General features: G+C 50.2%; 20 protein-coding genes and 2 pseudogenes. 9 read left to right on the top strand and 13 right to left on the bottom strand.

Going from position 1 to position 24,667, the window contains the following annotated elements; translation table 11 throughout:
• Positions 1–111 precede the first annotated feature (111 nt).
• The gene (locus P5706_RS28870) at positions 112–393 is read right to left on the bottom strand and encodes a DUF411 domain-containing protein (protein WP_181125140.1); all 282 of its coding nucleotides are present in this window, start codon (positions 391–393) and stop codon (positions 112–114) included.
• 227 nt (positions 394–620) lie between these two features.
• Between P5706_RS28870 and tnpC the strand changes: the two are divergent.
• Positions 621–1,471 (top strand): annotated as a pseudogene (gene tnpC, locus P5706_RS28865) (IS66 family transposase); the annotation flags it as partial.
• 761 nt (positions 1,472–2,232) lie between these two features.
• Here tnpC and P5706_RS28860 read toward each other — a convergent pair.
• A complete protein-coding gene (locus tag P5706_RS28860) occupies positions 2,233–2,907 on the bottom strand; it encodes a heavy metal response regulator transcription factor (RefSeq protein WP_019818115.1) in 675 nt (224 codons plus the stop codon).
• A 495-nt stretch (positions 2,908–3,402) separates the two neighbouring features.
• Positions 3,403–4,746 (bottom strand): OprD family porin, encoded by a 1,344-nt coding sequence (locus tag P5706_RS28855; RefSeq protein ID WP_024073368.1) that lies wholly within the window; start codon positions 4,744–4,746, stop codon positions 3,403–3,405.
• 392 nt (positions 4,747–5,138) lie between these two features.
• Here P5706_RS28855 and P5706_RS28850 point away from each other — a divergent pair, with 392 nt between their 5' ends.
• From P5706_RS28850 to P5706_RS28820, 7 genes are all read left to right on the top strand, one after another.
• Positions 5,139–6,410: a TolC family protein gene (locus P5706_RS28850; RefSeq protein WP_131672237.1), complete on the top strand. Its 1,272-nt coding sequence runs from the start codon at positions 5,139–5,141 to the stop codon at positions 6,408–6,410.
• 67 nt (positions 6,411–6,477) lie between these two features.
• Positions 6,478–7,722 carry an efflux RND transporter periplasmic adaptor subunit gene (locus P5706_RS28845; RefSeq protein ID WP_024073370.1) on the top strand — a complete coding sequence of 415 codons (1,245 nt, stop codon included), beginning with the start codon at positions 6,478–6,480 and terminating at the stop codon, positions 7,720–7,722.
• A gap of 24 nt (positions 7,723–7,746) precedes the next feature.
• Complete coding sequence (locus P5706_RS28840; RefSeq protein ID WP_024073371.1) at positions 7,747–10,899, top strand: CusA/CzcA family heavy metal efflux RND transporter; 3,153 nt, start codon at positions 7,747–7,749, stop codon at positions 10,897–10,899.
• A 149-nt stretch (positions 10,900–11,048) separates the two neighbouring features.
• Positions 11,049–11,375 carry a DUF2790 domain-containing protein gene (locus tag P5706_RS28835; protein WP_019818112.1) on the top strand — a complete coding sequence of 109 codons (327 nt, stop codon included), beginning with the start codon at positions 11,049–11,051 and terminating at the stop codon, positions 11,373–11,375.
• 789 nt (positions 11,376–12,164) lie between these two features.
• A complete protein-coding gene (locus P5706_RS28830) occupies positions 12,165–12,584 on the top strand; it encodes a GtrA family protein (protein WP_024073372.1) in 420 nt (139 codons plus the stop codon).
• Positions 12,550–13,533 carry a glycosyltransferase family 2 protein gene (locus tag P5706_RS28825; protein WP_024073373.1) on the top strand — a complete coding sequence of 328 codons (984 nt, stop codon included), beginning with the start codon at positions 12,550–12,552 and terminating at the stop codon, positions 13,531–13,533. Before P5706_RS28830 ends, P5706_RS28825 begins: the two co-directional genes overlap by 35 nt.
• Positions 13,527–14,966 carry an ArnT family glycosyltransferase gene (locus P5706_RS28820; protein WP_019818109.1) on the top strand — a complete coding sequence of 480 codons (1,440 nt, stop codon included), beginning with the start codon at positions 13,527–13,529 and terminating at the stop codon, positions 14,964–14,966. Before P5706_RS28825 ends, P5706_RS28820 begins: the two co-directional genes overlap by 7 nt.
• 187 nt (positions 14,967–15,153) lie before the next feature.
• On the opposite strand, the gene P5706_RS28815 is transcribed toward P5706_RS28820, so the two are convergent.
• From P5706_RS28815 to P5706_RS28800, 4 genes and pseudogenes are all read right to left on the bottom strand, one after another.
• A complete protein-coding gene (locus tag P5706_RS28815; protein ID WP_019818108.1) occupies positions 15,154–15,384 on the bottom strand; it encodes a hypothetical protein in 231 nt (76 codons plus the stop codon).
• 605 nt (positions 15,385–15,989) lie between these two features.
• Positions 15,990–17,405, bottom strand: a complete 1,416-nt coding sequence (locus tag P5706_RS28810; RefSeq protein ID WP_019818107.1) for a heavy metal sensor histidine kinase — start codon at positions 17,403–17,405, stop codon at positions 15,990–15,992.
• Complete coding sequence (locus P5706_RS28805; RefSeq protein WP_019818106.1) at positions 17,402–18,076, bottom strand: heavy metal response regulator transcription factor; 675 nt, start codon at positions 18,074–18,076, stop codon at positions 17,402–17,404. The genes P5706_RS28810 and P5706_RS28805 overlap by 4 nt, the downstream gene beginning before the upstream one ends.
• 486 nt (positions 18,077–18,562) lie before the next feature.
• Positions 18,563–19,469, bottom strand: a pseudogene (locus P5706_RS28800) (cation diffusion facilitator family transporter).
• Between the two features lie 833 nt (positions 19,470–20,302).
• Here P5706_RS28800 and P5706_RS28795 point away from each other — a divergent pair.
• Positions 20,303–21,058 (top strand): NADPH-dependent F420 reductase, encoded by a 756-nt coding sequence (locus tag P5706_RS28795; protein ID WP_019818104.1) that lies wholly within the window; start codon positions 20,303–20,305, stop codon positions 21,056–21,058.
• A 485-nt stretch (positions 21,059–21,543) separates the two neighbouring features.
• On the opposite strand, the gene P5706_RS28790 is transcribed toward P5706_RS28795, so the two are convergent.
• The 6 genes from P5706_RS28790 to P5706_RS28765 form a co-directional block, all read right to left on the bottom strand.
• On the bottom strand, positions 21,544–21,768 hold the full coding sequence (locus tag P5706_RS28790; RefSeq protein ID WP_019818103.1) for a hypothetical protein: 225 nt from the start codon (positions 21,766–21,768) through the stop codon (positions 21,544–21,546).
• Between the two features lie 83 nt (positions 21,769–21,851).
• Positions 21,852–22,457, bottom strand: coding sequence for a DUF3275 family protein (locus tag P5706_RS28785; protein WP_019818102.1), 606 nt, complete (start codon positions 22,455–22,457; stop codon positions 21,852–21,854).
• Positions 22,458–22,534: 77 nt separating this feature from the next.
• Positions 22,535–22,870, bottom strand: coding sequence for a hypothetical protein (locus P5706_RS28780; protein ID WP_019818101.1), 336 nt, complete (start codon positions 22,868–22,870; stop codon positions 22,535–22,537).
• A gap of 74 nt (positions 22,871–22,944) precedes the next feature.
• Positions 22,945–23,445: a hypothetical protein gene (locus P5706_RS37305; RefSeq protein WP_440462038.1), complete on the bottom strand. Its 501-nt coding sequence runs from the start codon at positions 23,443–23,445 to the stop codon at positions 22,945–22,947.
• 108 nt (positions 23,446–23,553) lie between these two features.
• Positions 23,554–24,090, bottom strand: a complete 537-nt coding sequence (locus P5706_RS28770) for an STY4534 family ICE replication protein (protein ID WP_019818099.1) — start codon at positions 24,088–24,090, stop codon at positions 23,554–23,556.
• A gap of 95 nt (positions 24,091–24,185) precedes the next feature.
• Positions 24,186–24,437, bottom strand: coding sequence for a hypothetical protein (locus tag P5706_RS28765; RefSeq protein ID WP_008437363.1), 252 nt, complete (start codon positions 24,435–24,437; stop codon positions 24,186–24,188).
• Between the last annotated feature and the right edge of the window lie 230 nt (positions 24,438–24,667).

Here is a 24,667-nt window from a genome sequence, read left to right as displayed (position 1 = left end):
ACAGCGATCCGCTAATCAGACTCCAGCCGGAAGATTTGATCAGCCGGCTGTAGCTTTTTCGAAACCCGGTATCCGGTATTCAACCAGTTTAGTAGAGCGGTTCCTCAGCCACTAGCGGGCCCGAAAATCCTGTAAAACCGTCTCTCCCCTTGACTTGCTCATCCCAATTACCGGGTAGGCGCTGCGTCGGTCACCTGACTCCATTCCGAGCGATCCCACGGGCATACCGAAGGCAGCTATTCCGTCCAGATTGGCTCGTCGACTTAGTTCAGCAATTTGTGTGACCGGAACATGGCCTTCGACGAATTTCCCACTTACAACTCCCGTGTGGCACGACGCCAGATTTACGGGTACGCCGAGCTTCTCGTTCATATCGCTAATGTTGTTTTCCATATAGTCGACCACTCCTTCAGATAAGCGATCCACCTGGTCCAGCAGCCACAGTTAGGGGCTTTGTAGACGGCAATTGATTACGCTGCCTGTAACAATGAGGCTGCATTTAGCGTTGCAACGAGTGCAATGACTTGAACGGTCTTTTTGAATGAATTCATGGCTGATGCTACTTAACGAAGAGAAAGAGAGGAGGAGTTAGCGTGCATAGCCTCACCGACGGTGGCCAGATGGCCGTGACTGGGGTTCAGTTCCAGCCGCTGGTTGATGCGCTGCGCGACGTGGTTCTCGGGCAGCAGATTATTCAAGCCGATGAGACACCTGTGCAAATGCTCATGCCGGGAACTAAGAAAACCCACAGTTCTTATATTTGGTCCTATGCCACCAGCCAGTTCTCGGACGCGGCAGCGGTGGTTCACGACTTCAGCCCTAGCCGCGCCGGAGAACACGCTCGCAACTTCCTGAATGACTGGAAGGACAAGCTGGTCTGCGATGATTGTGTCGGTTACAAAGCCAGCTTCGAACTAGACGTGACCGAGATCGGGTGAATGGCTCATGCGCAACGTAATTTCTTTGAGCTGCACGCTAAGAATAAAAGCACGCTTGCGGAGCAAGCTCTGCGTTATATCCAGTTGTTGTACGAAATTGAAAGCGAAGTCGCGATCTGGGGCCGGATTTACGACTCCGAATACGGCAAGAAAAAGCTGTACGGGTGATGAATATGCTGCACGCCAGGTTGATTGCCTAGCGTGACCTCGTGCCTGAAGTCTCAGCCATCAGCAGAGCACTCGATTACAGTCTCGAACGCTGGGCAGCGCTGTCGCGCTACCTCGATGACGGGGCTGTACCCATAGACAATAACTGGGCAGAGAACCAGATCCGATCATAGGGCCTTGGGCGCAAGAACTGGCTCTTTGCAGGGGCCTTACGCAGCGGAAAACGTGCGGCAGCGATCATGAGTCTGATCCAGTCTGCGCGCCTGAATGGTCATGATCCGTATGCATATCTGAAGGATGCTCTCACGCGGCTGCCGACGCAGCGGGCGAGTGAAATCGATCAGTTGCTGCCGCAATCTTTTTAATCACGCAAGGCGTGATGCCCGGACGCTTATGGCGATACTCAAGCTAATGCAAAAGTTCTGACGATTGAGCAAGTGTGACGGCTTAACCCGACGGCAAGGGGAGGTGTCGAATATCGTCAACCATCAACGCAAAACGCCGTAATCGTTTCAATATGTAGCTTTCACTGTAGAGTTTAAAAGCGTTATGCAATGAGCTTGCAAGGTATCTAGAGAGCCGGAGTGATTCACTTGCTCGCCTTCAGAGATCATAGAGTATGCGACCTTTAAGTCACGACCGTATTGTCCACTCCATGGCATGCTTAGGCTTCATGCCCCGGTAGATTTATCATATCCACACGCAACTACATGGATATGTGCGCCGTGGCACCGTCACGTAGTTCGTCTCACCAGATTATGAGAGTATCAACTGATAAAAATCCACGTTCCTTGAACTACACTTTATCATCGGCAACTACGTTACTCACAAATACCTAAAGTGAAAGCGGGTCTGAACGCTTCCACATACATTGGACACTGAAATCCAGCTTGTGGATAAGCATTATCGAGCGCTGTTTCGGGGGGGTATGGTGTTTTTTCGCACCACGGTTTTGGACCGGTAGGCGAGTTGAAAGCTTCGATTAGCAAGTTTTTTGCGCGCCGAAATGTATATCCGACGCGGTAGGCCAGAAGCGCCAAGTGAAAGACAAACTTGGATGAAACCTGAAGTGCCCGTGAGTCGGCGAAATCACAGGAGCGTATGTGATTGCTTCAAGAACAGCACGCTAGCGTTTTTCTAGAACATATCCTACGCCTCTGAGTGTATGTATCAGTTTGTTTTCAAAAGGATCATCCATCTTGGCTCTTAATCTTCTAATTGAAACTTCTACAACATTTGTATCGCAGTCGAAATTCATGTCCCATACCTGAGATATGATCTGTGTACGACTCAGGACAATTCCCGTATTTCTCATTAAATAGTGCAGAAGTGCGAATTCCTTCGTTGTTAAGTCGATACGCTGACCGTCTCTAAACGCCCTATGACGGCTTTGATCCAGCTCCAGATCGGCTACGCGAATGATCTCAACAGATGCTGGATTATCAGACCTGCGCATCAGTGCGCGAACTCGAGCAAGCAGTTCCGGGAATTCAAAAGGCTTAATTAGGTAATCATCTGCACCATTCTCTAGTCCTCTGATTTTATCAACCAAGCGACTTCGAGCAGTAAGCATCATAATTCTACAAAGACAATTGTTTCTTCGCAACAATTCAAGTACCTGCCACCCATCCATCTCCGGCAGGTTGATATCTAGGATGATTAACTCGTACATATGTTGTTTGGCCAGAAAAAGCCCGTCGTATCCGGTATGTACGCAATCCACGATATAACCGCTCTCCGTAAGGCCTTGGCGCACATATTCGGCAGTTTTTACTTCGTCCTCAATTACCAGAATTCGCATTGGATTTTGTCTCGATATGACTGAGCTGTTTTAACTACGCGAATGCGCTGTCATCATTGGCAGGAATGATAATTCAAAACCACTTGGGTGGGGGCTAAATAACGTACTTGTAATCAGTGAGCAATACACTTGATAACATCGCGATATATTATATCGTGGCTCGGACCAACCAGTTGCGGGTTATTTCTCTACTGCTGAATTGACCTTATGAAATGTTGGGTTGTTTTTTTTATTATGGCCATTTTATTCCGTGCAGATGAGGGCGATTTTTCTCATGCTGAAGAAGGCGGTCACTGGTGCAGTCATGAACTCCATCGGGACGCGGTGCGCGTACTCGAAGATTTACTCGAATTTTAGGTAAAAAAAAGCGCCCCAGGGGGGCGCAAAATATTCACCTTTTACCAAAGGAGCATTTAAGCAACTCAAGGTGAATTCTTTAAGCTCGCTATTTTTGTTTTAGGCGAGTCACATGAATAAATCGATCTTGTTTAGGGCTCACAGTATCGAAAGTGGATATTCAACGATCAGGCGTACTTCATCCAAGTCCGATTCGAATGCAGTGGCACGAGTATTTGCTTGACGTAATCGCAAGGAAAGATCTTTCGCCGCACCTGTTTGTACGACGTATTTGACTTCAATATCACGCTCCCAACGTTTTTGATTCGTGAGCGGATCGCCGTTACCATCAGTGCGCATATAGAATTGATTGGCGTTCGAATAGTCTGCACCAGAACCTCTGGCATAACGAGTCATGAACGATAGCCCCGGAATACCGTAGCTGGTCATGTTCAAGTCGTAGCGCAGCATCCAAGAGCGTTCCTTCGGTGAGTTGAAGTCGCTGTACTGTATTGAGTTGTCAACGAAGATTGAGTCTGATTGACGAAGGTAGTCGAAGTCGTCATCGCCATTGTTTCGCTGATGAGACAGTGCAAGAGTATGCGCACCGTACCGGACGCCGAGCTTGGCGCTCCATATATTGTTGTCGAATTCGCCCAGGCGCTTCTTGCCTTCATCTACAGCTTTGTAGTAGTTGAATCCGCCGATAAGCGTCAAATCATCGCTGAGTGGGTAAGTGAGGCTGCTACCGGCATAGTATTGATTCCAAACATCCTTCAATTGGCTGGCGTAAAGGCTCACCGTGATGTTGTCGTTGACTTGGTAATCACCGCCGCCGTACCCAATCCAAGGCGAGTTGACCGGGCCGGCATAAAATGTGGCAAAGTTATCGTTCAAGTTGCTGGAACCAGGCTGGCTCATCGCATGCAGTCGACCACCCTGCAAGGTTAGGCCTTGAATGCTACTATTTTCGACCGTCACGCCGCGGAAACTTTCAGGGAGTAAGCGAGAATCTCCCGATGCCACGACGGGTGTTGCGGGGAAAACATCTCCAACCTTTACGACAGTATCAAACAGCCGAAACTTCGCTGCTCCACCCACCTTAGTGTATTCATCACGTGCTTCGCCGTCACCGTTAACAGGCAGCACGTCAAAGCTGCTACGGCCACCGTTGCGCCCGCCACCAGTATCAAGCTTGATGCCAATCATTGCAAACGCATCTATACCAAAGCCCACAGTGCCCTGCGTAAAACCAGAGTTGAATTTAGTGATTATCGCATGTGCCCAAGCTTCGGAATAACCGTTGGTATTGCCTTTGCCGCTGTTGAAAGTCGGCGCAGATGCATCACGATTATCACGATTGAAATAGAAGTTGCGGTTTAGAACAGTAAGGCTGCTACCTTCAATAAAACCTTCTGGTTTACCTTCCGCTTGTGCCGTGAGGGCATAGCTTCCAGAAAAAGCTGAAACCGCAGCCAAATACAAAGTTACTTTGTGTCTCATGCGATGCTCCTTTGATTACGGCAGTTTTTATTATGATTTACCTACGCGGGTATAGTCTGTTGTTTTGGCCCGGTGGAGCACTTAGAATAGCGCCTGGGTCATATTTGCAGATCAAAGATAACGAGTCGGTGACGGGGTGATTACAATTCTGTTATCAGGTATTTCCACCGTTGCAGGGCTTCCAGAATCTTTTTCACTAAATCCCTGCGTTTCGCCTGAAAGCTTTCTATTTCGACTATCCCCCCAGGGTTTCTAACGAAATTGTAATTTTATAGCCACCCCTCTGATAGTGATCGCTGATTAGAGTGCCATCACCTGATCCAGAGGAGCTTGGCAGCTGTTTAGGCGTTCTCGCCAAGCTTTATCAAAGTTTGTGCATGAGGACTATCAAAGTGCCCTGGTATAATCACATTGCTTTATCTAAAACCCCCATCTTTCCTTTGAAAGTCTTTGTGTTCTGTATGGTCTTGTCTGGATTGTGGGTGCCTGCCGCATTTGCCCAGAGTCTCAGTCTGGCTGAAGCGCTTTCGACGGCAATAGACGCTAACCCCGATCTTGCAGCAGCACGTCAAGAGATCGGAATCTCTGAAGGAGTGCGCAAGCAGGCTGGACTCATCCCCAATCCTGAAATTTCTTATCAAGTAGAAGACACCCGTCGTAATACCAGCACGACGACTGTCGCGCTTAGTCAGCCGTTAGAGTTGGGTGGCAAGCGACGTGCTCGTGTCGAGGTTGCAACCTACGGTCAAAGCGTCGCGCAGTTAGAGCTGGACCGTCGAGTCAATAGCCTTCGTGCAGATGTTGTTCAATCTTACTACGCTGCTTTGAGAGCTCAGACCGGCTTGAATCTGGCAAAACAATCATTGGAGCTCACCGAACGCGGTCTGCGCATCGTCGATGGACGGGTGCGTGCCGGTAAGTCCTCGCCGGTGGAAGCCACGCGCGCTCAGGTGCAACTGGCTGAAGCCAAGTTACAGGTAAGGCGCGCTGAAACCTTGAAGTCAACGGCTTACCAGCAATTGGCCCAGTTAATAGGCAGTTCGGTCACTGCATTTGATCGTCTTGACTCGCCAGACCTATCTCCCGGCAAGCCGCCGCAAGCTACAGAATTACTGGCGAAGCTCGATCAAACCGCAGATATGCGTCAAGCGCTTGCTCAAATAGATAAGAGCGATGCCTCACTAGGCGCGGAAAAGGCGCAGCGCATCCCGAATCTCACCGTGAGTGTTGGTAGCCAATACGACCGCTCTATTCGCGAGAGGGTCAATGTCGTGGGGCTGTCGATGCCTTTACCGCTGTTTGATCGCAATCAGGGCAACATTCTTTCCGCTTCTCGCCGCGCAGATCAGGCCCGAGACCAGCGAAACGCTGTTGAGCTCAGGCTACGTTCCGAAACTCAAACCGCAGTGAATCAGTGGGCTACCGCCATGCAGGAGGTCGAGTCCTATGACAAGACGATCCTGCCTTCAGCTCAACAGGCCGTGGATACCGCAACTCGTGGATTTGAGATGGGCAAATTCGGTTTCATCGAAGTGCTGGATGCTCAGCGCACCTTGATAGTTGCTCGTGGCCAGTACCTCGACTCTTTGGCGGCTGCGACCAATGCGCGTGCTCAAGTGGAAAGGGTGTATGGCGACGTCGGCTTGACTGCCAATACGCGCTGAACAGGCCAGGCATTTTCCTTGTATGCGTCTTTGAATAAGCCGGTACCTAAGATCAGCAGGAGTAGCAATGGATAACAAACGCAAGATCGCGCTCGCGGTAATCGCTGTGGCAGTCCTCGGATTTGGCAGTTTCGCCTGGAACTCCAGTTCCGAGCAGCCTCCAGTCAGTAAGGCCGAACATGGCACTGAAGATGGCCATGAGAGAACTGCTGTAGCACCTGCTAAAGACGGGGGGGATGAAGGTCACGGTGAGGAAGGCCACAGCGAAAATGCCAATGAGGAAGAGGGCAAGATGACGCTTAGCGCCGAGCAGATTGAGGCTGCGGGCGTCGTTCTGGAAGCAGCTGCTCCCCGTGAGATTAGCACTATTGTGACTTTTCCTGGCGAAATACGGTTTGATGAGGACCACACCGCACATGTGGTACCTCGCGTTCCTGGAGTTGTTGAAAGCGTTCAGGCGAACCTGGGCGAGTCGGTCAAGAAGGGCCAAGTCCTTGCGGTGATTGCCAGTCAACAGATCTCGGATATGCGCAGTGAGCAACAAGCTGCACAGCGACGTGTTGAGTTGGCACGCTTGACTTTTGACCGCGAGAAGCAGTTGTGGCAGGACAAAATCTCCGCCGAGCAAGATTACCTTCAGGCGCGACAAGCTTTGCAAGAAGCTGAAATATCACTGGCCAACGCTAAGCAAAAGGTCGGAGCAATCGGCGCTTCGGTCAATTCTGCAGGCGGTAACCGCTATGAACTGCGTGCGCCTTTCGACGCAGTTGTAGTGGAAAAGCACCTGACCGTCGGTGAGGTGGTCAGCGAGGCAACCAATGCTTTCATCCTGTCCGATCTTAATCAGGTGTGGGCAACTTTCGCGGTTCCTCCTGGCGATCTCGGAAAGGTCGTGACTGGCCGCTCGGTAAAGGTTTCTTCTCCTGACATGAAGGCTGAGGTCGAGGGCAAGGTGGGTTACGTAGGCAGCCTTTTGGGCGAGCAGAATCGTGCAGCGCCCGTCCGTGTCACTCTGACCAATCCCAATGGGGCCTGGCGACCGGGGCTGTTCGTGAGCATCGCAGTCACGTCACAAACTGATCAAGTTGCTGTAGCTGTTCCAGAGTCAGCGGTGCAGACCGTCGAGGAAAAAACTGCAGTTTTCGTGAGGACCACTGAGGGCTTCGACACTCGCAGGGTAACTCTAGGTCGCCGTGCCGGTGGCTATGTGGAAATAACCGAAGGCCTCCAATCGGGTGCCCAAGTGGCAACCAGTGGCAGCTTCACGCTCAAGTCTGAGCTTGGCAAAGCGTCTGCCGAGCATGGCCACTGATGCGAATTTACAGGATGATTTCTTATGTTTGAACGTATCATCAGATTCGCCATTGAGCAGCGCATCGTAGTAATGATCGCAGTTCTAATCATGGCCGGTATAGGTATCTACAGCTACCAAAAACTGCCCATTGATGCGGTGCCTGATATCACAAACGTCCAGGTGCAGATTAACACTGGCGCCCCTGGTTACTCGCCGTTGGAAACCGAACAGCGGATCACGTTTCCAGTTGAAACGGCCATGGCCGGTCTTCCGGGCCTTCAGCAAACCCGATCCCTATCTCGCTCCGGCTTGTCACAGGTCACCGTGATCTTCAAAGACGGTACTGACATCTTTTTTGCCCGCCAACTCATTAACGAGCGTTTGCAGGTTGCAAAGGAACAGTTGCCAGATGGGGTCGAGGCCGTCATGGGGCCTGTATCCACCGGGCTTGGTGAAATCTTCCTGTGGACCGTTGAAGCGGAAGATGGCGCACTCAAAGAAGATGGTACTCCTTACACTCCCACCGACCTGCGAGTGATCCAGGATTGGATTATCAAGCCGCAGCTGCGCAACGTCCCTGGTGTTGCCGAGATCAACACCATCGGTGGCTTCGCCAAGCAGTTTCTGATTGCGCCGGACCCGAAGCGGTTGGCTACCTACAAGCTGACACTTAATGACCTGGTAGTTGCATTGGAAAGCAACAACGCCAACGTGGGCGCCGGTTACATCGAGCGTAATGGTGAGCAGTTGCTCATTCGTGCGCCGGGTCAGGTAAGCAATATCGAAGATATTGCCAACATCGTAATTACCAGTGTAGATGGCACGCCGATTCGCATCAGCAACGTTGCTGAAGTCAGCATCGGTAAAGAACTGCGAACGGGGGCTGCTACTGAGAATGGTCGCGAAGTAGTACTCGGTACCGTATTTATGCTGATTGGTGAAAATAGTCGTACAGTGTCCCAAGCTGTGGCCACCAAATTGACCGACATCAACCGCACCCTGCCGAAGGGCGTGGTTGCTGTGACCGTTTATGACCGTACCAACTTGGTTGAAAAAGCCATTGCGACGGTGAAGAAGAACTTGGTGGAAGGCGCGATTCTGGTAATTGCTATTCTCTTCCTGTTCCTCGGCAACATCCGCGCAGCACTGATCACCGCAATGGTGATCCCGCTGTCCATGCTATTTACCTTCACAGGTATGTTCAACAACAAGGTTAGTGCAAACCTAATGAGTTTGGGAGCACTCGACTTTGGCATTATTGTAGATGGTGCCGTGGTTATAGTAGAAAACGCGATCCGCCGACTGGCTCATGCGCAACACAAGCATGGTCGCATACTCACCAAAGCAGAACGCTTCCATGAAGTCTTTGCCGCTGCAGGTGAAGCTCGCCGGCCACTGATATTTGGCCAGTTGATCATCATGGTAGTGTATCTGCCGATCTTCGCCCTAACCGGCGTCGAAGGAAAAATGTTCCACCCCATGGCATTCACTGTCGTAATGGCGCTGCTGGGGGCAATGATTCTTTCCGTAACCTTTGTTCCTGCTGCTATCGCCATGTTCATCACTGGCAAGGTCAAGGAAGAGGAGGGCGTGGTAATGCGCACCGCCCGACAGCGCTATGAGCCGATACTGCAATGGGTTCTTGGGCACCGGAACATTGCGTTCTCGGCTGCAGTAGCTCTGGTCGTACTTAGCGGTATACTTGCAAGTCGTATGGGTAGCGAGTTCATTCCCAGCCTTAGTGAGGGCGACTTTGCGATGCAGGCTATGCGAGTGCCCGGAACGAGCCTTACTCAGTCCGTCGAGATGCAACAGCGCCTGGAGAAAGCGGTAATAGCGCAGGTCCCAGAAGTAGAGCGGATGTTCGCACGCTCGGGTACTGCAGAAATCGCATCTGATCCAATGCCGCCTAACGCCTCTGACGCCTACATAATGCTTAAGCCTCAGGATCAGTGGCCAAATCCCAATAAGCCTCGTGATGAGCTGATCGCTGAGGTGCAGAAAGCCGCAGCAGGTGTCCCGGGAAGCAACTATGAGTTGTCCCAGCCGATCCAGTTGCGTTTCAACGAGCTGATTTCGGGCGTGCGTAGTGACGTTGCGGTGAAAGTTTTTGGCGATGACATGGACGCGCTCAACAGCACCGCCAACAAAATCGCGGCATCGCTTAAAGCGGTACCGGGCTCATCGGAGGTCAAGGTTGAGCAGACTTCCGGCCTTCCTGTGTTAACCATCAACATCGACCGCGAAAAAGCAGCACGCTACGGTTTGAACATCGCGGATGTGCAAAACTCAATTGCTATTGCTGTGGGTGGCCGCCAGGCAGGTACATTGTATGAGGGCGATCGTCGGTTCGATATGGTGGTGCGACTGCCTGAGACCGTGCGCACTGACGTAGCGGGTATGTCCAGCTTGCTGATTCCTGTGCCTGCTAATGTTGCTCAGGATGCTAATCAGATAGGGTTCATTCCTCTGTCCCAAGTCGCTAATCTTGACTTGCAGTTGGGCCCGAACCAGATCAGCCGCGAAAATGGGAAACGGCTGGTAGTAGTTAGTGCAAACGTTCGAGGCCGTGACCTAGGCTCGTTCGTTGAAGAAGCGACTAAGTCGCTGGCTACTGTGCAGATCCCAGCAGGCTACTGGACTACCTGGGGTGGCCAGTTTGAGCAGTTGCAATCAGCAGCCAAGCGTCTGCAGATCGTTGTTCCAGTCGCATTGCTTCTGGTCATGACACTGCTGTTCCTGATGTTCAACAACTTGAAGGATGGCATGCTGGTCTTCACCGGAATTCCATTCGCACTCACCGGCGGTGTAGTTGCACTGTGGTTGCGGGATATCCCGCTGTCTATCTCGGCGGGAGTTGGCTTCATTGCGCTGTCCGGTGTGGCAGTTCTAAACGGCCTGGTTATGATTTCTTTTATCCGCGGGCTGCGGGAGGAAGGACGTACCCTCCGGCAAGCGGTAGATGAAGGCGCGTTGACACGGTTAAGGCCCGTTCTGATGACAGCCCTAGTCGCATCCCTCGGATTTATCCCGATGGCTCTCGCAACAGGTACCGGTGCTGAAGTTCAGCGGCCACTGGCGACAGTGGTGATTGGCGGGATTCTTTCGTCTACCGTGCTTACTCTGTTGGTGCTTCCTGCTCTGTATCAATGGGCACACCGCAAAGATGATGATGGTGATGAAGCGGGTAGCTGATAGCCCATAACAGAAGCCCACAGCAACGTTGTGGGCTTTTCATTCTGGATATTGTTGTCACCTTTCAAAATTGTAAGTTTACCGTCATGCCGGTGATGCCTGTGAGTTGATAAGGTTACTCCCAATAAGATTGATATTGAGAGGACCTTATGAAAAAGCTTATCATTGCGGCAGCCCTAGCTGTTTTGCCTATAGTTTCACAAGCTACTACGTTTTCCGAAAAGAAGCAGTTGCAATATATTCAGGAACATCAGAACGCCGTGGCTAGCTATGCGGCGAAAAATAATAAGCCAATACCAGAGATTCAGGACTACAAGTATGGAATGAAGATTGATGTTGCAAAATTTGTGCGTCAGTCCCAGGATCCCCGTACTTGCGAGGTGTATCAACGGTTGATGACCTACGAAGACTCGCGGGGTGAGCTTAATACGATTCGTTATTCTTTGTTTTCCCAATGTGTCAACAACAAAAATTGAATGCATCGATAGGATTTTTAGAGGCCATAGAAAAACGCCAGGCGATGCCTGGCGTTTTCTATGGTCCTTGACATGTTTTAACCAAAGATTGTCAGTCCTTGCCCCCCTCCCCAAAAGTAAGTCAAGTCCAGCTAAAAAATTTAGGCCGGCGAATTTGCACTCAGAAGCAGCGAATTTTGAAAAAAACTGATTTCTGTGACATCCAGGCAAAGCATGAGCACTGACTCAGTCGAAGTGCGGCTTGATAAGGGTGTTTATTGGAAAGTTTATAATTGGCTCGGGGCTTAGGCTTACTTAAAGACTTAACTCCGGATAATTGCTTTAGGTGAGTCCTCAGGCTTTGAACGAAAAACGAAAGTCGATGGTGTGGCAGCAAGTTCTGGGTCGTACTAGCTTGCTACCCAACCAAAAATAAACACTGAATATATGGGCTTAGCTCGACGACACGTACGTTTAGCAGGTTGCTTCTTGTTTAAACTGATGGGCGCTCGTGAGAAAATGGATCACTGGTTGGTAAGTTGATACTTAATTGGTGTAATTATTGGTGTCGTTACTGGTTTTCATGTTTTGAGAAAGTGCTTAATTGTCCAAGATCTAAAGTGCCATCATGTATATGCTCTTATCAGAATTGTAATCTCTGGATCATGCTAGAGTTATTTGTTCAGTTTATTATTAGGGTTTTTTGGTGTTTGTTGGGTGGCACAGCTATTGTCGAGGTGCTGCATCATTTAGTTCTGAAATTACATGCAGTTCACTTTTTTTTCACTTCGGGTTGTTTAGTCTTTGTAGATGGAAAATACAAGCATGTCGATCATAGCTTTGCTTATTCGTTATCTAGGCATTGGATTCGTAGCAACCGGGGGGCACTATTTTGTATTTCTCCTGCTTATTGTAAATGGAGTTACTGATCCAGTGTTAGCCAGCGTTGGCGGAGGCGTGATAGGCGCTATTATTAGCTATATTGGTAATAGAAGGCTCAGTTTCGTGGCGACGGGAATTTATAAGCTTCAACCTATCAGGTTTGTACTTGTCTCGTTGGCAACTAATATCGGTAATGGTGTAGGTATGTGGGTTCTGATTAAATTCAATCTCTCACCGCTTGTCTCTCAGATTTTAGTGACTTTAACCCTAACTGCGCTCGGATTCACTGCGCATCGTTTCTGGACATTCAATCATGCGGACATCACATCGGCTTTCCGAACGCGCTGACCCCTTGTTAACAATAGTGGTTCCTTGCTTTCAAGAAGAGCAAACCATTCCGGAATTTCACAAGCGCATCACCAGAGTTGTAAAGCGCCTGCCTGTTTCGTGCGAGATTCTCTATGTCGACGATGGTAGTAGCGATCAAACTGCAGACCTACTTCGACACTATCAAGATGGATCAAATGTACGATGCCTGTTCCTAAGTCGGAACTTCGGAAAAGAGGCTGCGTTAAGTGCAGGGATCGACCATGCACGCGGTAGCGCATTGATCTTCATTGATGTCGACCTTCAGGATCCACCTGAACTCATCTCGAGTATGGTATATCATTGGCAGATGGGTTACGACGTTGTGAACATGCAACGCGACTTGCGAACTGGCGACTCCTGGCTAAAACGCACGAGTGCACGTAGCTATTACTGGATCATGCAGCGCCTGGTGGAGAAAGTTGATCTTCCGGTGGATGTCAGTGACTTCCGTCTGATTGGTCCTGCTCCATTGGCCGCCTTAAGAGCGCTGGACGAACGCTCCAGAATTCTTAAGGGTTTGATCGGCTGGGTAGGCTTTCGCACCATTGAGTTACCCTACAATCGCACTTCCCGTCATGCCGGCAATACCAAGTGGAACGCCGCTAGCCTGCTGGACCTAGCCATCGAAAGTATTCTCAGCTTCTCCCGCAAGCCGCTTCGTATATTCAGTCTCATTAGCTTCAGTTTCTTTGTCTCCAGCATCTGCTACCTGCTCGCAGTACTGGTAGCAGGCTCCTTTGACATCCATCACCTGCTTGTCGGAATTGCTTCATTCATGTGCGTGGGTGTTGCACTGGTGGGCGAGTACGTAGGCGTAACGCTCGCGGAGGTCAAACGCCGCCCCCTTTATTTTCTAAATAGTAATAATGAAGCGCGACCCATGACTATTCATCCTCCGGCTTCCTCACTCGAGGGTAAGAAATGCTGAATTTGAAAAGCGAGCGAACATTGTGGTTCATCCTGAGTTCGATTCTGCTTTTGCGTCTCCTGGGGCTGGGCGTATATCCCCTGATGGATACCTCTGAAGCACGCTACGCTGAAATGGCACGCAAGATGGTTGAACTGAGTGACTGGGTGACTCCGATGTTCGATTACGGAGTTCCATTTTGGGGCAAGCCACCGCTGTCTTTCTGGACCCAAGCGGCGAGCATGACGGTATTCGGCACCAATGAGTTTGCTGCTCGATTCCCAGCCTGGTTTCTCCACTTGGCAAGCTGCTTCATCATCATCAGGCTCGCGACACAGGAGGTATCGCGCAAGGCGGGCATTTGGGCAGCCATCATCTTTTCCGGCACGGCGCTGGGCTTGGTGTCCAGTGGTGTTGTGCTGACTGACCCCGTTTTATCGTTCTCGATCCTGTTGGCCAGCTATGGTTTCTGGCGTTGGATGAAGTGCGCAGGCAAAGGGGATGCCTACCTTATGTTCTTAGCTCTCGGCTTGGGCCTGCTTGCTAAAGGGCCACTGACCTTGGTACTGATGGGCGCGCCAGCATTTTTTTGGATCGTCATCTACAAGCAATGGAATCGGGTATTGAGGCTTCCTTGGGTAACGGGGATTGCTCTCATGTTAGGTATATCAGTGCCTTGGTACATTGCAGCCGAAATGAAGACGCCGGGTTTCCTTGAGTATTTTTTTGTCGGCGAGCACTGGAGCCGATATGTTGTAAGTGATTGGGCCGGGGATCTCTACGGGAGTGCTCACGCCAAGCCCTACGGCACCATATGGATTCAGCTTGGCTTAGCGTTGCTTCCTTGGACTTTCTTTCTACCCCTCGTTATTAGCAGGCGTGGGACGATGCAGCGCTTCGATGTATACCTTTGGCTTTGGGCATTGGCGACACCTGTTTTCTTTACTTTCTCTGGTAACATTCTCTGGACCTATCTTCTTCCTGCTCTGCCTGCATGGACGCTACTCCTTGCCGAATGTATCAGCGAAGTGGGCAGAAAGACTGCTTGGGCTGCTGCAGCGAGCGCTCTGATGCTGCCAGTCGCGGGCGCCGGTATTATCTATAACGGTGTGCTTGAGGATCGTCCTCAGAACCAGCGAGATTTAGTGCAGGCCTGGCTGGATGTGCAGTCGTCTCAATCGGGCCCCCTGATTTATCCTGGCCGCCGCTCGTATTCGTCGGAGTTTTATAGCCGGGGAATGTCCAAAAGCATCAAAGATCCTGACAAGTGGCCTCGCGACAGATCGTTCTACCTTTCCAGGCGTTTGCGCGACAGCGATTCTGATCTACCTGTAGACGTTGGTTGCAAAATAATCACTGAAACGAACGCGAGCCAACTGCTTCTATGCCGCTGGAAGGACACTGCACAGGATGGTGAAAATATTCTAGGAGATAGTGCTACTGGCTCCCGTTGAAAGTAAGAGCCCGGCGAAGAGAGTATTTAAATTTCTAGCTGCTTTTCAGTTTAAAGTGAATAATCCATCTCAGGATTTATCTTTGATGCTGAAAAATTATTTAATAAGTACAATTAGGGAGAGGTTGCTAAAAAGCCAGATATTAATCTGGCTTTTTGTCGATGGCTTTGATCGTGTTAATTGTTTTTTACTGTCTCTTAGTTGTCGACTTGCTGCTAATGCCCTTAGGTTCTTTCTGTTTTTCTTGAGCAATTTTCTGCTTACTTTTCTCCGATACATCAGGACCCCATAGACGAGCTTGCTCGGCTCGGAAGTTATCTTTGAAATTTTTGGTTCGCTCGAAACCGTCTTCAGCAAAAGCGGAACTCATAAATCCAGTCAGTACGATACCAATAGAGAGGAGTTTTATGAATTTCATTGTGCCCTCGATGTTTACTAGGTCTGCTTAACTAGCAGCCTTTGTGGTTTGATAGTTTAGGATTTTGAAGCTAACAGCAGGGTGAGGGAATCATTACAATTTCGTAATTTATGCGTTTGGTGAAACGGTATAAATTTTGTGTTTGTGAAAGCTCCGAAGCAGGCTATTTTTCTTTCATAACCTTTAATGTGATATCTAAGCCATTGATGTTTTTGGATTTTTTGCCACTAGTGGAAGCTAGCCATAAACGATCTAAAGACTGTGTAGCAGCGATTGGATATTTTTGTTTACGCATCGAAGCTAACGGCTAGATTAGCTGGCATCTCAAATGCGGCGCCGTTGGCGGTTAGTCAAACTGGCTGTCGAATTTTTTTGACTCCGTCTGTGGTTCACTCAGAGGGGCGTGAAAGAGTTTAAGGCGGGGGGGGGGGGGGCGTGCCGATAAGGTCGCGTTATATGTGGCTGCTCGCCATATTTTCGGGTAGGGCTGCCTTCCCCTCTAGACGTCGAGCTAAAGACCAAAACAATACGGCAGCCCTCAGGCATTAAAGCTTTCAAGTAAAAAAGAGAGCTCTTCTAAAATCGGCCCCCTCCATATACGGGACCTAGGCTGCGCCCATTTGCGTTTGCTTCATTTGGGTGTCGGGAAAGTTGAGGTGAAACCAGGTAAAATTCTGATCAGTCACTTCTACGCTCGCAGAACCCTGATGCAATCCCATAATTGACTGTACTATAGCTAGGCCCAGACCCGTACCACCTTCATTTCGTGCTCGGCTTTTGTCTACACGGTAGAACCGCTCGAACAAATGCACCTGGTGTTCCTTGGCGATTCCGCGCCCCGGGTTACCAACACTCAAGGTAGTTCCGTTAGCACCGCGTTGAACTTTCACGTAAACCGTCCGGCCTCTTGGGCAGTAGCGAATCGCGTTCGAGACAAGGTTCGAGATGGCTCGTTGAATCATTATCTGATTGCCACGCACCACGCCATTTCCTGTGAGCTGGAGTTGTATTTCGCCTTCTTCGGCCGTAATGCTGAAGAGGTCGCAGACCCGCTGAATTTCGTCGAGCAAACAGACATTTTCGAATTCTACCATTGACGCGGGGTGGCTGACCTGGGCTAGAAATAGCATGTCGGAAACCATTCGACTCATGCGGTCCAACTCTTCCGTGCACGACTCCAAGACTTCTCGGTACTCAGGAAGAGACCTTTCCCGGGTCAGCGCAACCTGAGCCTTACCCATGAGATTGGACAAAGGTGCACGCAGTTCGTGAGCAAGATCGTCCGAGAACTGCGATAGCTGCTGAACCCCATCATCTAGACGCATCAGCATGATATTGATTCCATCGCCGAGCTTCTTCAGTTCTGCCGGCATCCCCTTCGTTGGTAGGCGATGATCAAGGCTCTCGGTGGAAATTTTCGAGGCAATCCTCAAGAACTTGGTCAGAGGCAGTAGTCCTCTGCGCACAGTCCACCATCCAATGGCCAAGATCAGCAAGAGAATAAGAGGCGAGACCATCAGCGCCCAGGTTAGCAATGCATCGAGCAGGGCTTGGTTGGCTGACTGGTCCATGGTCATGAACACACTAACTTCGGTTCCATCGCCTAGATTCATTACTCGCGAAGCGCTAAGTAGCGGGCGACCCGTGGAGTCACGCCACTCGTGCTGTTTAACCTGCTCGGTTGGCTTGAACTTGTGCACTTCCAGGTTGACTGCCTTCGAACCTATTGAGAGCAGTGGAGTTTGCGTTTGTCCTGACTCAAAGATGCTGACGTACAGATTATTGTGCCCCATGACCAAGTCAACTAGCTGGTGCGCGTCTGGATTGACATCAGCGATACTAGTGATAGCGGATAGGTTGTGAGTCATACCCGCCATTTTCACTTCGAGGTCCATTCGGGAGTTTCTCTCGAGAGCTTGGCTCACCATCACATACCCAAAGGTGGCGAAAAGGAGGAGCAGCGCTGCGCTCATCAAACCGACTTTGAATCCCAGCTTCACAGCCAGACTGAACGGCCTCATGCGCGCTCCTCCAGAACGTACCCTATGCCTCGAAGTTTATGTATGAGCTTGGTCTCAAATGGATCATCGATCTTCGAGCGTAATCGCCGGATAGAGACGTCAATAACGTTATTATCGCAGTCAAAGTTCATGTCCCATATCAGCCAGATGCTCTGAGAGCGTGTAAGTGCTTTGCCAGCTCGACTAATGAGAAGGTGCAGGAGAGCAAATTTCTTGGTGTTGAGGTCTATGCGTGTAGATCCACGGAACACCCGATGGCGCACAGAGTCGAGCTCTACATCCGAAATTCTCAGCGCGTTTTTCTCAAAAAGCTCGTCGCCACGTCTTTGCAGCGAGCGCATGCGAGCAAGCAGCTCGGGAAACTCGAAGGGCTTGACGAGGTAGTCATCTGCGCCACCGTCCAAACCCTTGAGCTTGTCGTTGGTTCGTCCCCAGGCAGTCAGCATAATGACGCGGACCCGGCTGGTTTCTCTAATGACTTCCAAAAGGTCCAAGCCATTGATGTCAGGGAGGTTCACATCGAGAAGCAGAAACGAATAAATATTAGTATTGAATAAGTGAGCGGCATCAACACCATTGTTTGCTATATTTACGATGTACCCGCTTTCAGAAAGGCCCTGCTGAAGGTATTCTACGTTTTTGGTTTCGTCTTCCACAACTAGAACGCGCATAACTTATCTCAGGATGTGAGTAAAATAATAGTCCAATCGGCCGCCAGTGTGGTTATACGCTGATTGGTAGTACTGCTGTGTGCTTGGTGTTTAATTTCATTATTTATTTTCATGCGCATTACATTAACTCAATAATAACTGATCCTAGCGCGAATTGGCTAAATGCGCGTAAGCTTTGCAAATTTGTAATTTTTGCGCAATATTATTGATAGTTATGATAAATTGATTGTTTGGAATAATCGAGAATCTGTCAATGGTAAGGTTTTTAAGGCCAAAGCTGGCGGATGCCTTCAGTGCGCGTAGCAGGCGAATCTGCCTGAAGGCTCCTTTAATATTGGCCGCCGGTCAACTCGATTAGTCGTTAAATTTAGAGGTGGCAGTAATGCATATTTAAAAGCGCGTATAGTCTTGGGGAACGCATCTTAAGTCGATTTTTCTTAGGGCTTCTGCCTGCAAATACAACAATTAGCGTCATCAAAAAAACGACTAGTGTGAAGGCTTCGGAGCATTATCATGAAAGGCTGCTTGCTCCATTTGAATCGTGCAGTGATGAATTTCGAACGATTTACTCACCGCGTCAATGACTGATGCGAGAATAACATCTCGATTTAATGAATCTCGCACGACTACGTGCGACGTCAGGATATTGCGGCCACTACTTAGAGCCCAAACATGCAGATCATGGACCTCCATGACCCCATCTACTCCAAGTATCAGGGACTCTATTTCCGCAATATTGAGATTGTCGGGTACCCCTTCCATAAGTACCCCCCAAGCTTTCGCGCAACAACTGCCAAGTACGTGGAAACACCCATATACCGATTGCTACGGCGACAATCGTATCGACCCAGCTCCAACCTGTAAATCGGATGACAAGTGCCGCTATGATCACGCCCAATGAACCAAGCATGTCGCTCCAGACTTCAAGATAGGCTCCCTTGAGATTCAGACTTTCACTGCTGGCAGAGGAGAGCAGACGCATCGATATCAGGTTCACAAAAAGACCCCCAATTGCGATCCACATCATCGCACCGGTAGCAATCTCCGACGGTACTAGCAAGCGCTGATACGCCTCGTACAAAATGTAGGCAGCGACCATAAAGAGTAATAAGGCATTGAACGTTGAGGCTAGGATCTCTATGCGAGCATATCCAAAAGTCCGTTTCTGGTCCGCTGGCCGCTTGGCTATTTGGAGAGCAATCAGTGAAATTGCCAGAGCAGCAGTATCTGTGAGCATATGTGATGCATCAGACAGCAGGGCTAGGCTGCCGGTAACGCATGCTCCGATAACCTCCGCAATCATAAAAATACCAGTCAGGGCAAGCGCCATGAGTAGTTTTTTCTGGTGTCCTTCACGTAGAGCGGCACCGCCATGAGCGTGATTGGATCCCACATGCTTCTCCTTGCCTAATGTAGTGGTTGGCTTCAATCTAGATTCTCATCGCTACAAACAAAAACACAAATATGGATCCTACCTTTCAGAACGGCTAATAAAACTCATTTAAACTAATTGTAGTTTAGGATGAAAGTATGTTGTTGGTATGCGATTTTTTGCAGACCTGCGTCTCCTCTAGCCGGCGATACGGTGCTAGTCAACAGCCTACTTTGACACGGCTCAAAAAAAGAAGGTTCCGCTGGGATTGTGTCAGAATTGTAATTCTGCTGTAGCTATCTCGTTATCCGTCGTCAAAAATAATACGGCTAGCTAAAAATTTACGCTACGTAGCGGTGTCGCTAAGCACAGACACGAAATTACCTCAAACTCCTCGCAACGCTGCTGAGTAACATAATTACCTAGTTTTTTAACGCCGGCCGCGGTCAATATTTTCATCGCAAATTCTGATTCCTTAATCACTGAACTATCTCGTAAGGAAGAAACCGCGGGTTTTGAAATGATGCTCGGCGATACGGAGCTCGAGAGTGCCGTTCGATGTGAGGGGTTAGGTCGATGACACCGTTGAGATGCGGAACGGACTGAGGCTTAACCATTAACACCGATTGTCGAAAGTGGTCGTCGCTACCGACCCAAAAGGGGCGAATGGCGGTAATTTGGATGCCGCTAGACGCTGGCATCGTGTGCCGATTACCGACAGCGTAACCTTTCATTCTTGAAGAGTCGTATTTACCTGAGTCAAGCGACATGCGTGCTCACCCCAGATCGCAGCGGCTTTGCGACACGCTTGATTCATTCGCACACCTAGCCAGGTAGCAACTTGAATATTGGTTGTGGGTGAGGAGGTTATTGAAGTGAAAATCGGAGTTAGCGGCGCCGGCAATATTGGGGCTACCCTTGCCCGCAAGCTCGTCGCGTGCGGCCATGAAGTTAAGCTGGCAAATTCGAAAGGCCCCGAAAGCCTTCAAAACCTGGTCAGTGAAATCGGCGCACACGCTGTGACCAAGGAAGAGGCAGTGTCCGAGGTAGGCGTTGTGATCCTCTCGATACCCTTCCCAAAATATCCAGATCTCAAACAGACGTTAAAGAATGTCCCCGAGAAAGTCGTTGTCATTGACACGTCCAATTACTATCCGGGACGCGACGGGGCAATCATAGAAGTTGACGACGGCAAGCCCGTGAACGTTTGGGTAAGCGAGCAGTTTAGCCGCCCGGTCATTAAGGCTTGGAACGCCGTCCTTGCAGCGACTCTTGCCGACAATCGGCAACCAACTGGATCTTCGACACGCATTGGCTTACATGTAGCAGGGGATGACACTCATGCAGAGGCCGTCGCGCAGGATCTCGTTGAGGATACGGGCTTTATCGCGCTTGCCGCTGGTAGCCTTGAAGATTCGTGGCGTCAGCAACCAGGAACACCAGCCTACTGCACCGAGCTAACATTGCCGGAGCTGAAGATGGCGCTGGAGGCGGCAGACAAGGTACGGGCACCTCAAAACCGAGACGCACTTATCGCAAAATTTATGGTTCCCGGCAGTCAGTTTACAGATGAGCAAATTGTTGCCACAAATCGCGCTAGGACGGCCTGACTACCGGATTAGGCGGGATTCTTTGCTAGAATTTCGCCTAATTGATCTAGTCGCTAAACTCATCTCTTTACGTAAACAGGGCACTGCAGACGCGTGCCTAACTCAGCGTCTGGATGAGGCCGCGAATTTCCTAACCTGTCCTGTATCGCGGCCTAGGCCACGTCACGTTGTTCAAGCATCCGCTCAATCTCAGCGCCAGCTAAAGCGTCGCAAGCGTGCGGCGTGGTCTACTACCGATCTCAACTATTAAGGCGTTGGCGTCAGGAAGGCGTGTTTACCGGACGCTTACCTTCAAGGAATTCCGGGCAACACAGAAACAAGAACGCCGATTTGATTGATGATGTTCGTGCGAGCAAACACATCTAACAAACCGGCGTTCTTATGTGCGATATTATACTTTTCTTCCTTTTTGGGAGGGCTTTTCTGTCGTTAACACAAAGCCTGATGGTGATGCCCTCCAGATCGATCTGACTCCCCGCGCCAAACTAGACCGTCTCGTTTTGAAATAGTGGGCTGTGCCCAGTGAGAAAGATTTGCCCCAGGTATTTGGGGCGAAGGGCAACGGCGCCATCGGCTTGTTCTGCCGTCATTTCGAGCTCCTCTACGAAGAAGTCCCAAAGCTCCTCATTCGTCGATACCTCGTTATTGGCGAGCTGATCTTCGATGTTTTCAAGGATTTGTTGGGTCAGGTTATTGAAGATTAGATTCATGTGCTGCTCCTGTTGAGTCGAGGAGCGCCCAGGAGGGAGCCTCTCATGAATGTGCCGATTGGCTTGGCGTATCGCCGGCATCGTTAGGTATTGGAGATATTCCATACCTGCAGTTTGAAGTTGTGTAAATAGCCGAGCTCCGAGAGCCGACTGCACTGTTGGCGTAGTTGCTGACGATCAACAGTTGTGTCCAGCCTGACTGTATAGCTTAGAGGCCAGATTGTGCCGAACAACTCGGCATCTGCCTCGAGGTCGTTGGTTGCGCCGGTCGGGGTCATCCCGAACGGGGCATCCTCTTTTGATACCTGTTTATTGGTGGCCGGTAGGGCGGGCGGATTATTACGCTGCACAGGCTTGGAGAGGTTGGAAGAAGACTCTTCATCCATAGGGTCAGGCTCGTTTGGCGAGAGCCTGGCGGCGTCTTCTGGTGTCAGATTGTCGACGTCGTCGAGGCTCATGCTTTCCAGCCTTGCACGGATCTCAACGATCAGGCGGCCTGCTGTGGAGTAATACGAAGGACGGATCTCCGTTATCAGAAAGTCGCCTCGGTATTTGCCTTCATCGTACTGATCGAGGAGTGCGTCTTTGATCACGAACTCACCGATAGAGGTCGAAAGCCGTCCGACGTTGAATTCGCCATTACGGCCGCTGATGGTACGGATGGCCAGTTGGCCGGGGATGTTGATCATGGGCAGCTCCACACTGCTACGAATGAAAAAAGCCCGACAGGTGTCGGGCTTTGGGCAGTGCTGTGATTGTCGAAGGATTACGGGCAAGAAGTATGAGTTTCTTCCTTGAGTGAGATGTACAGATAGAAAACGCCTGGCGGTGATTCTATACGGTCAAGTTTTAGGTCCAGCCAGACTCGATCAGTGCTATTGCCGGCAGGCAATAAACGATAGAGGCCGAAATGGATCTGTGTGCTGTCAGGTTGCAAGTGCAGTTCTCGGTAGGCCTCCAGGACAACTTCGCCCAGTCGCTCACTGACAACACTTGCATCCTGAGGGTTTTCAATATGCACCGCTTCCTGCCAGGCCCGGGGTGTTAAAACGACCGGGAGCTTGAGCAGGTCAGACGACACGAGGTTAGTGGTGCTTTGCATGTTTATCTCCAGGTGTGAGAAACCACCCGGCCCGTCCGGGAAGTGGTTTCCCGGTTAGGTATGTTTTGGTTATGTCAGGACCAGCACACGTGGCGTTGTGTCCAGAGGTTGAGGTCAAAAGCTTGTTTCGCGGCATATTCGCTGCGGTAGTATTCTTCGGACTCCCTTGATACCGGTTCAAACTCATCAGCGGTACCAATGTAATAGCCCGCAGCGCTCTTCAGTATTTGGAGGGGGTACTCGATACCGCACTCGGCGAATGCAAGTTTCCCGTATGCAAAATCCGACACAATGTATGGTTCCGGTGTTATTAGCTGCTGCTGCTGGTCTTCTTCAGTAAAGCGTGACCAACCGCCACCATTAATGGCCGCGTTCACTCCTTCGCCCCAAGCTCGACTGAGCGCAGGAACGGTTTTGAACAGCTCGGGTACGATCGGCTGGCCGGCGCGGTACGCGTCGGCACCCAGAATATGAGCCTCGATCTCAGCCTCATATTGGGTAATCTCGTCGCCATAGATTTCCGCTTTTGCATAAGCAACGCGTATATCGAGAGATTGCGTAAATAACGTGTTCATAAAGGTGAGTCTCCAACGGACGAGAATCACCGTGCCCGGAAGGGAGGTGTTCCCTGCGGACTTTGATAATAATGAAGGCACCCGAAGGGTGCCTTTCAACAAAGTGAATCAAGATGCCGTACGCTGCTGTTTAGCGGGCGTTGGCTTGGATTGTTCCTCTGCTACTGGCTCGGATGCTTCTTCGCTTGCGAGCTGTGCTTCAGGTTCCGCTTCGCCGTCTTCAACAACTGGTTCTACTTCACGAGGCTTTGCTTCATAGACGGTTTGGCCATCCACCTTGATCCAGCCGATAAACAACAGGCGTCCCTTGAGGCTTGCTCCAGGTTGACCTTTTTTATCGCCTTTCTCGTAGGTAAATGCGTCGGTCCAGATATCACCGATGCGGAAGCTCACAAGGACCTTCTTTCCGGCTTCAACGGCTGCTTGGCTGCGACGAATCAGCTTTTCAGCTTCAGCGCCGACCACGTTGCAGTCGATATAGGAATACTCGGCATCATCCATCGAGCCGCGCAGAGCCGCAACGGTAACTGCCATGAATGGCTTACCTTTGCCGCGAGGTTTCACTTCACGGATACGGTTGAGATAACCGATACCAGTGGTGTGAAGGTCGAAGAATTTTGCTTCGTTGGATTGATTAGTGCTCATGGTGATTCTCCAGTTTCGAAATAACAGAAAGCGGAGAAACACTTCGCCCTAGGGGGAAAGTATTCCCCGCGAGGGTGGGTGGAGCTTAAGGTTGTTTAATGCATCAGCTTCATTGCAGCAATCATTACACCGACAGCTGCAGACAACATGACGCCCATGCGAATGGTGAGCTTGACTTCAAGCTGTGAAATCTCAGATTTGAACTCTGCAGCAAGAGCAGTTAAATCTGCCTTGGTAGCCAAACGTGAAAGCATGTCGGTCTCCAAAGCTTCAATAACAGCATTTGCCTTCTGTTCCGGGACGTTAATCGAAATCAACGCCTGGTAGAGAGCCAGTTCAGTTTTCATCAGACCTCCAAAAGTGAGAGGCCTGCCCTGACGGGGTAGGCCCGTCATGGGTGGGAAAGGTGCTTCCATCGACTAAGTCGACTGATCGCGCTACCGGAAGCTATGGCGATCTTGGGAGTGGATCAATGCAGAAAACCGCATCGTAGTCTTGCGGATCCAGACTACTTGGGCATGTTGCTGACGACGTCAGCGATACATGTGCAGATCATGGAAATACGATTGTCGCTTGT

The sequence above is a fragment of the Pseudomonas sp. ChxA genome (genome assembly GCF_030263855.1).
Classification (GTDB): domain Bacteria; phylum Pseudomonadota; class Gammaproteobacteria; order Pseudomonadales; family Pseudomonadaceae; genus Aquipseudomonas; species Aquipseudomonas fluorescens_CB.
Note: the sequence above shows the minus strand (reverse complement) of the source record. Positions and strands in the feature narration are given on the sequence as shown.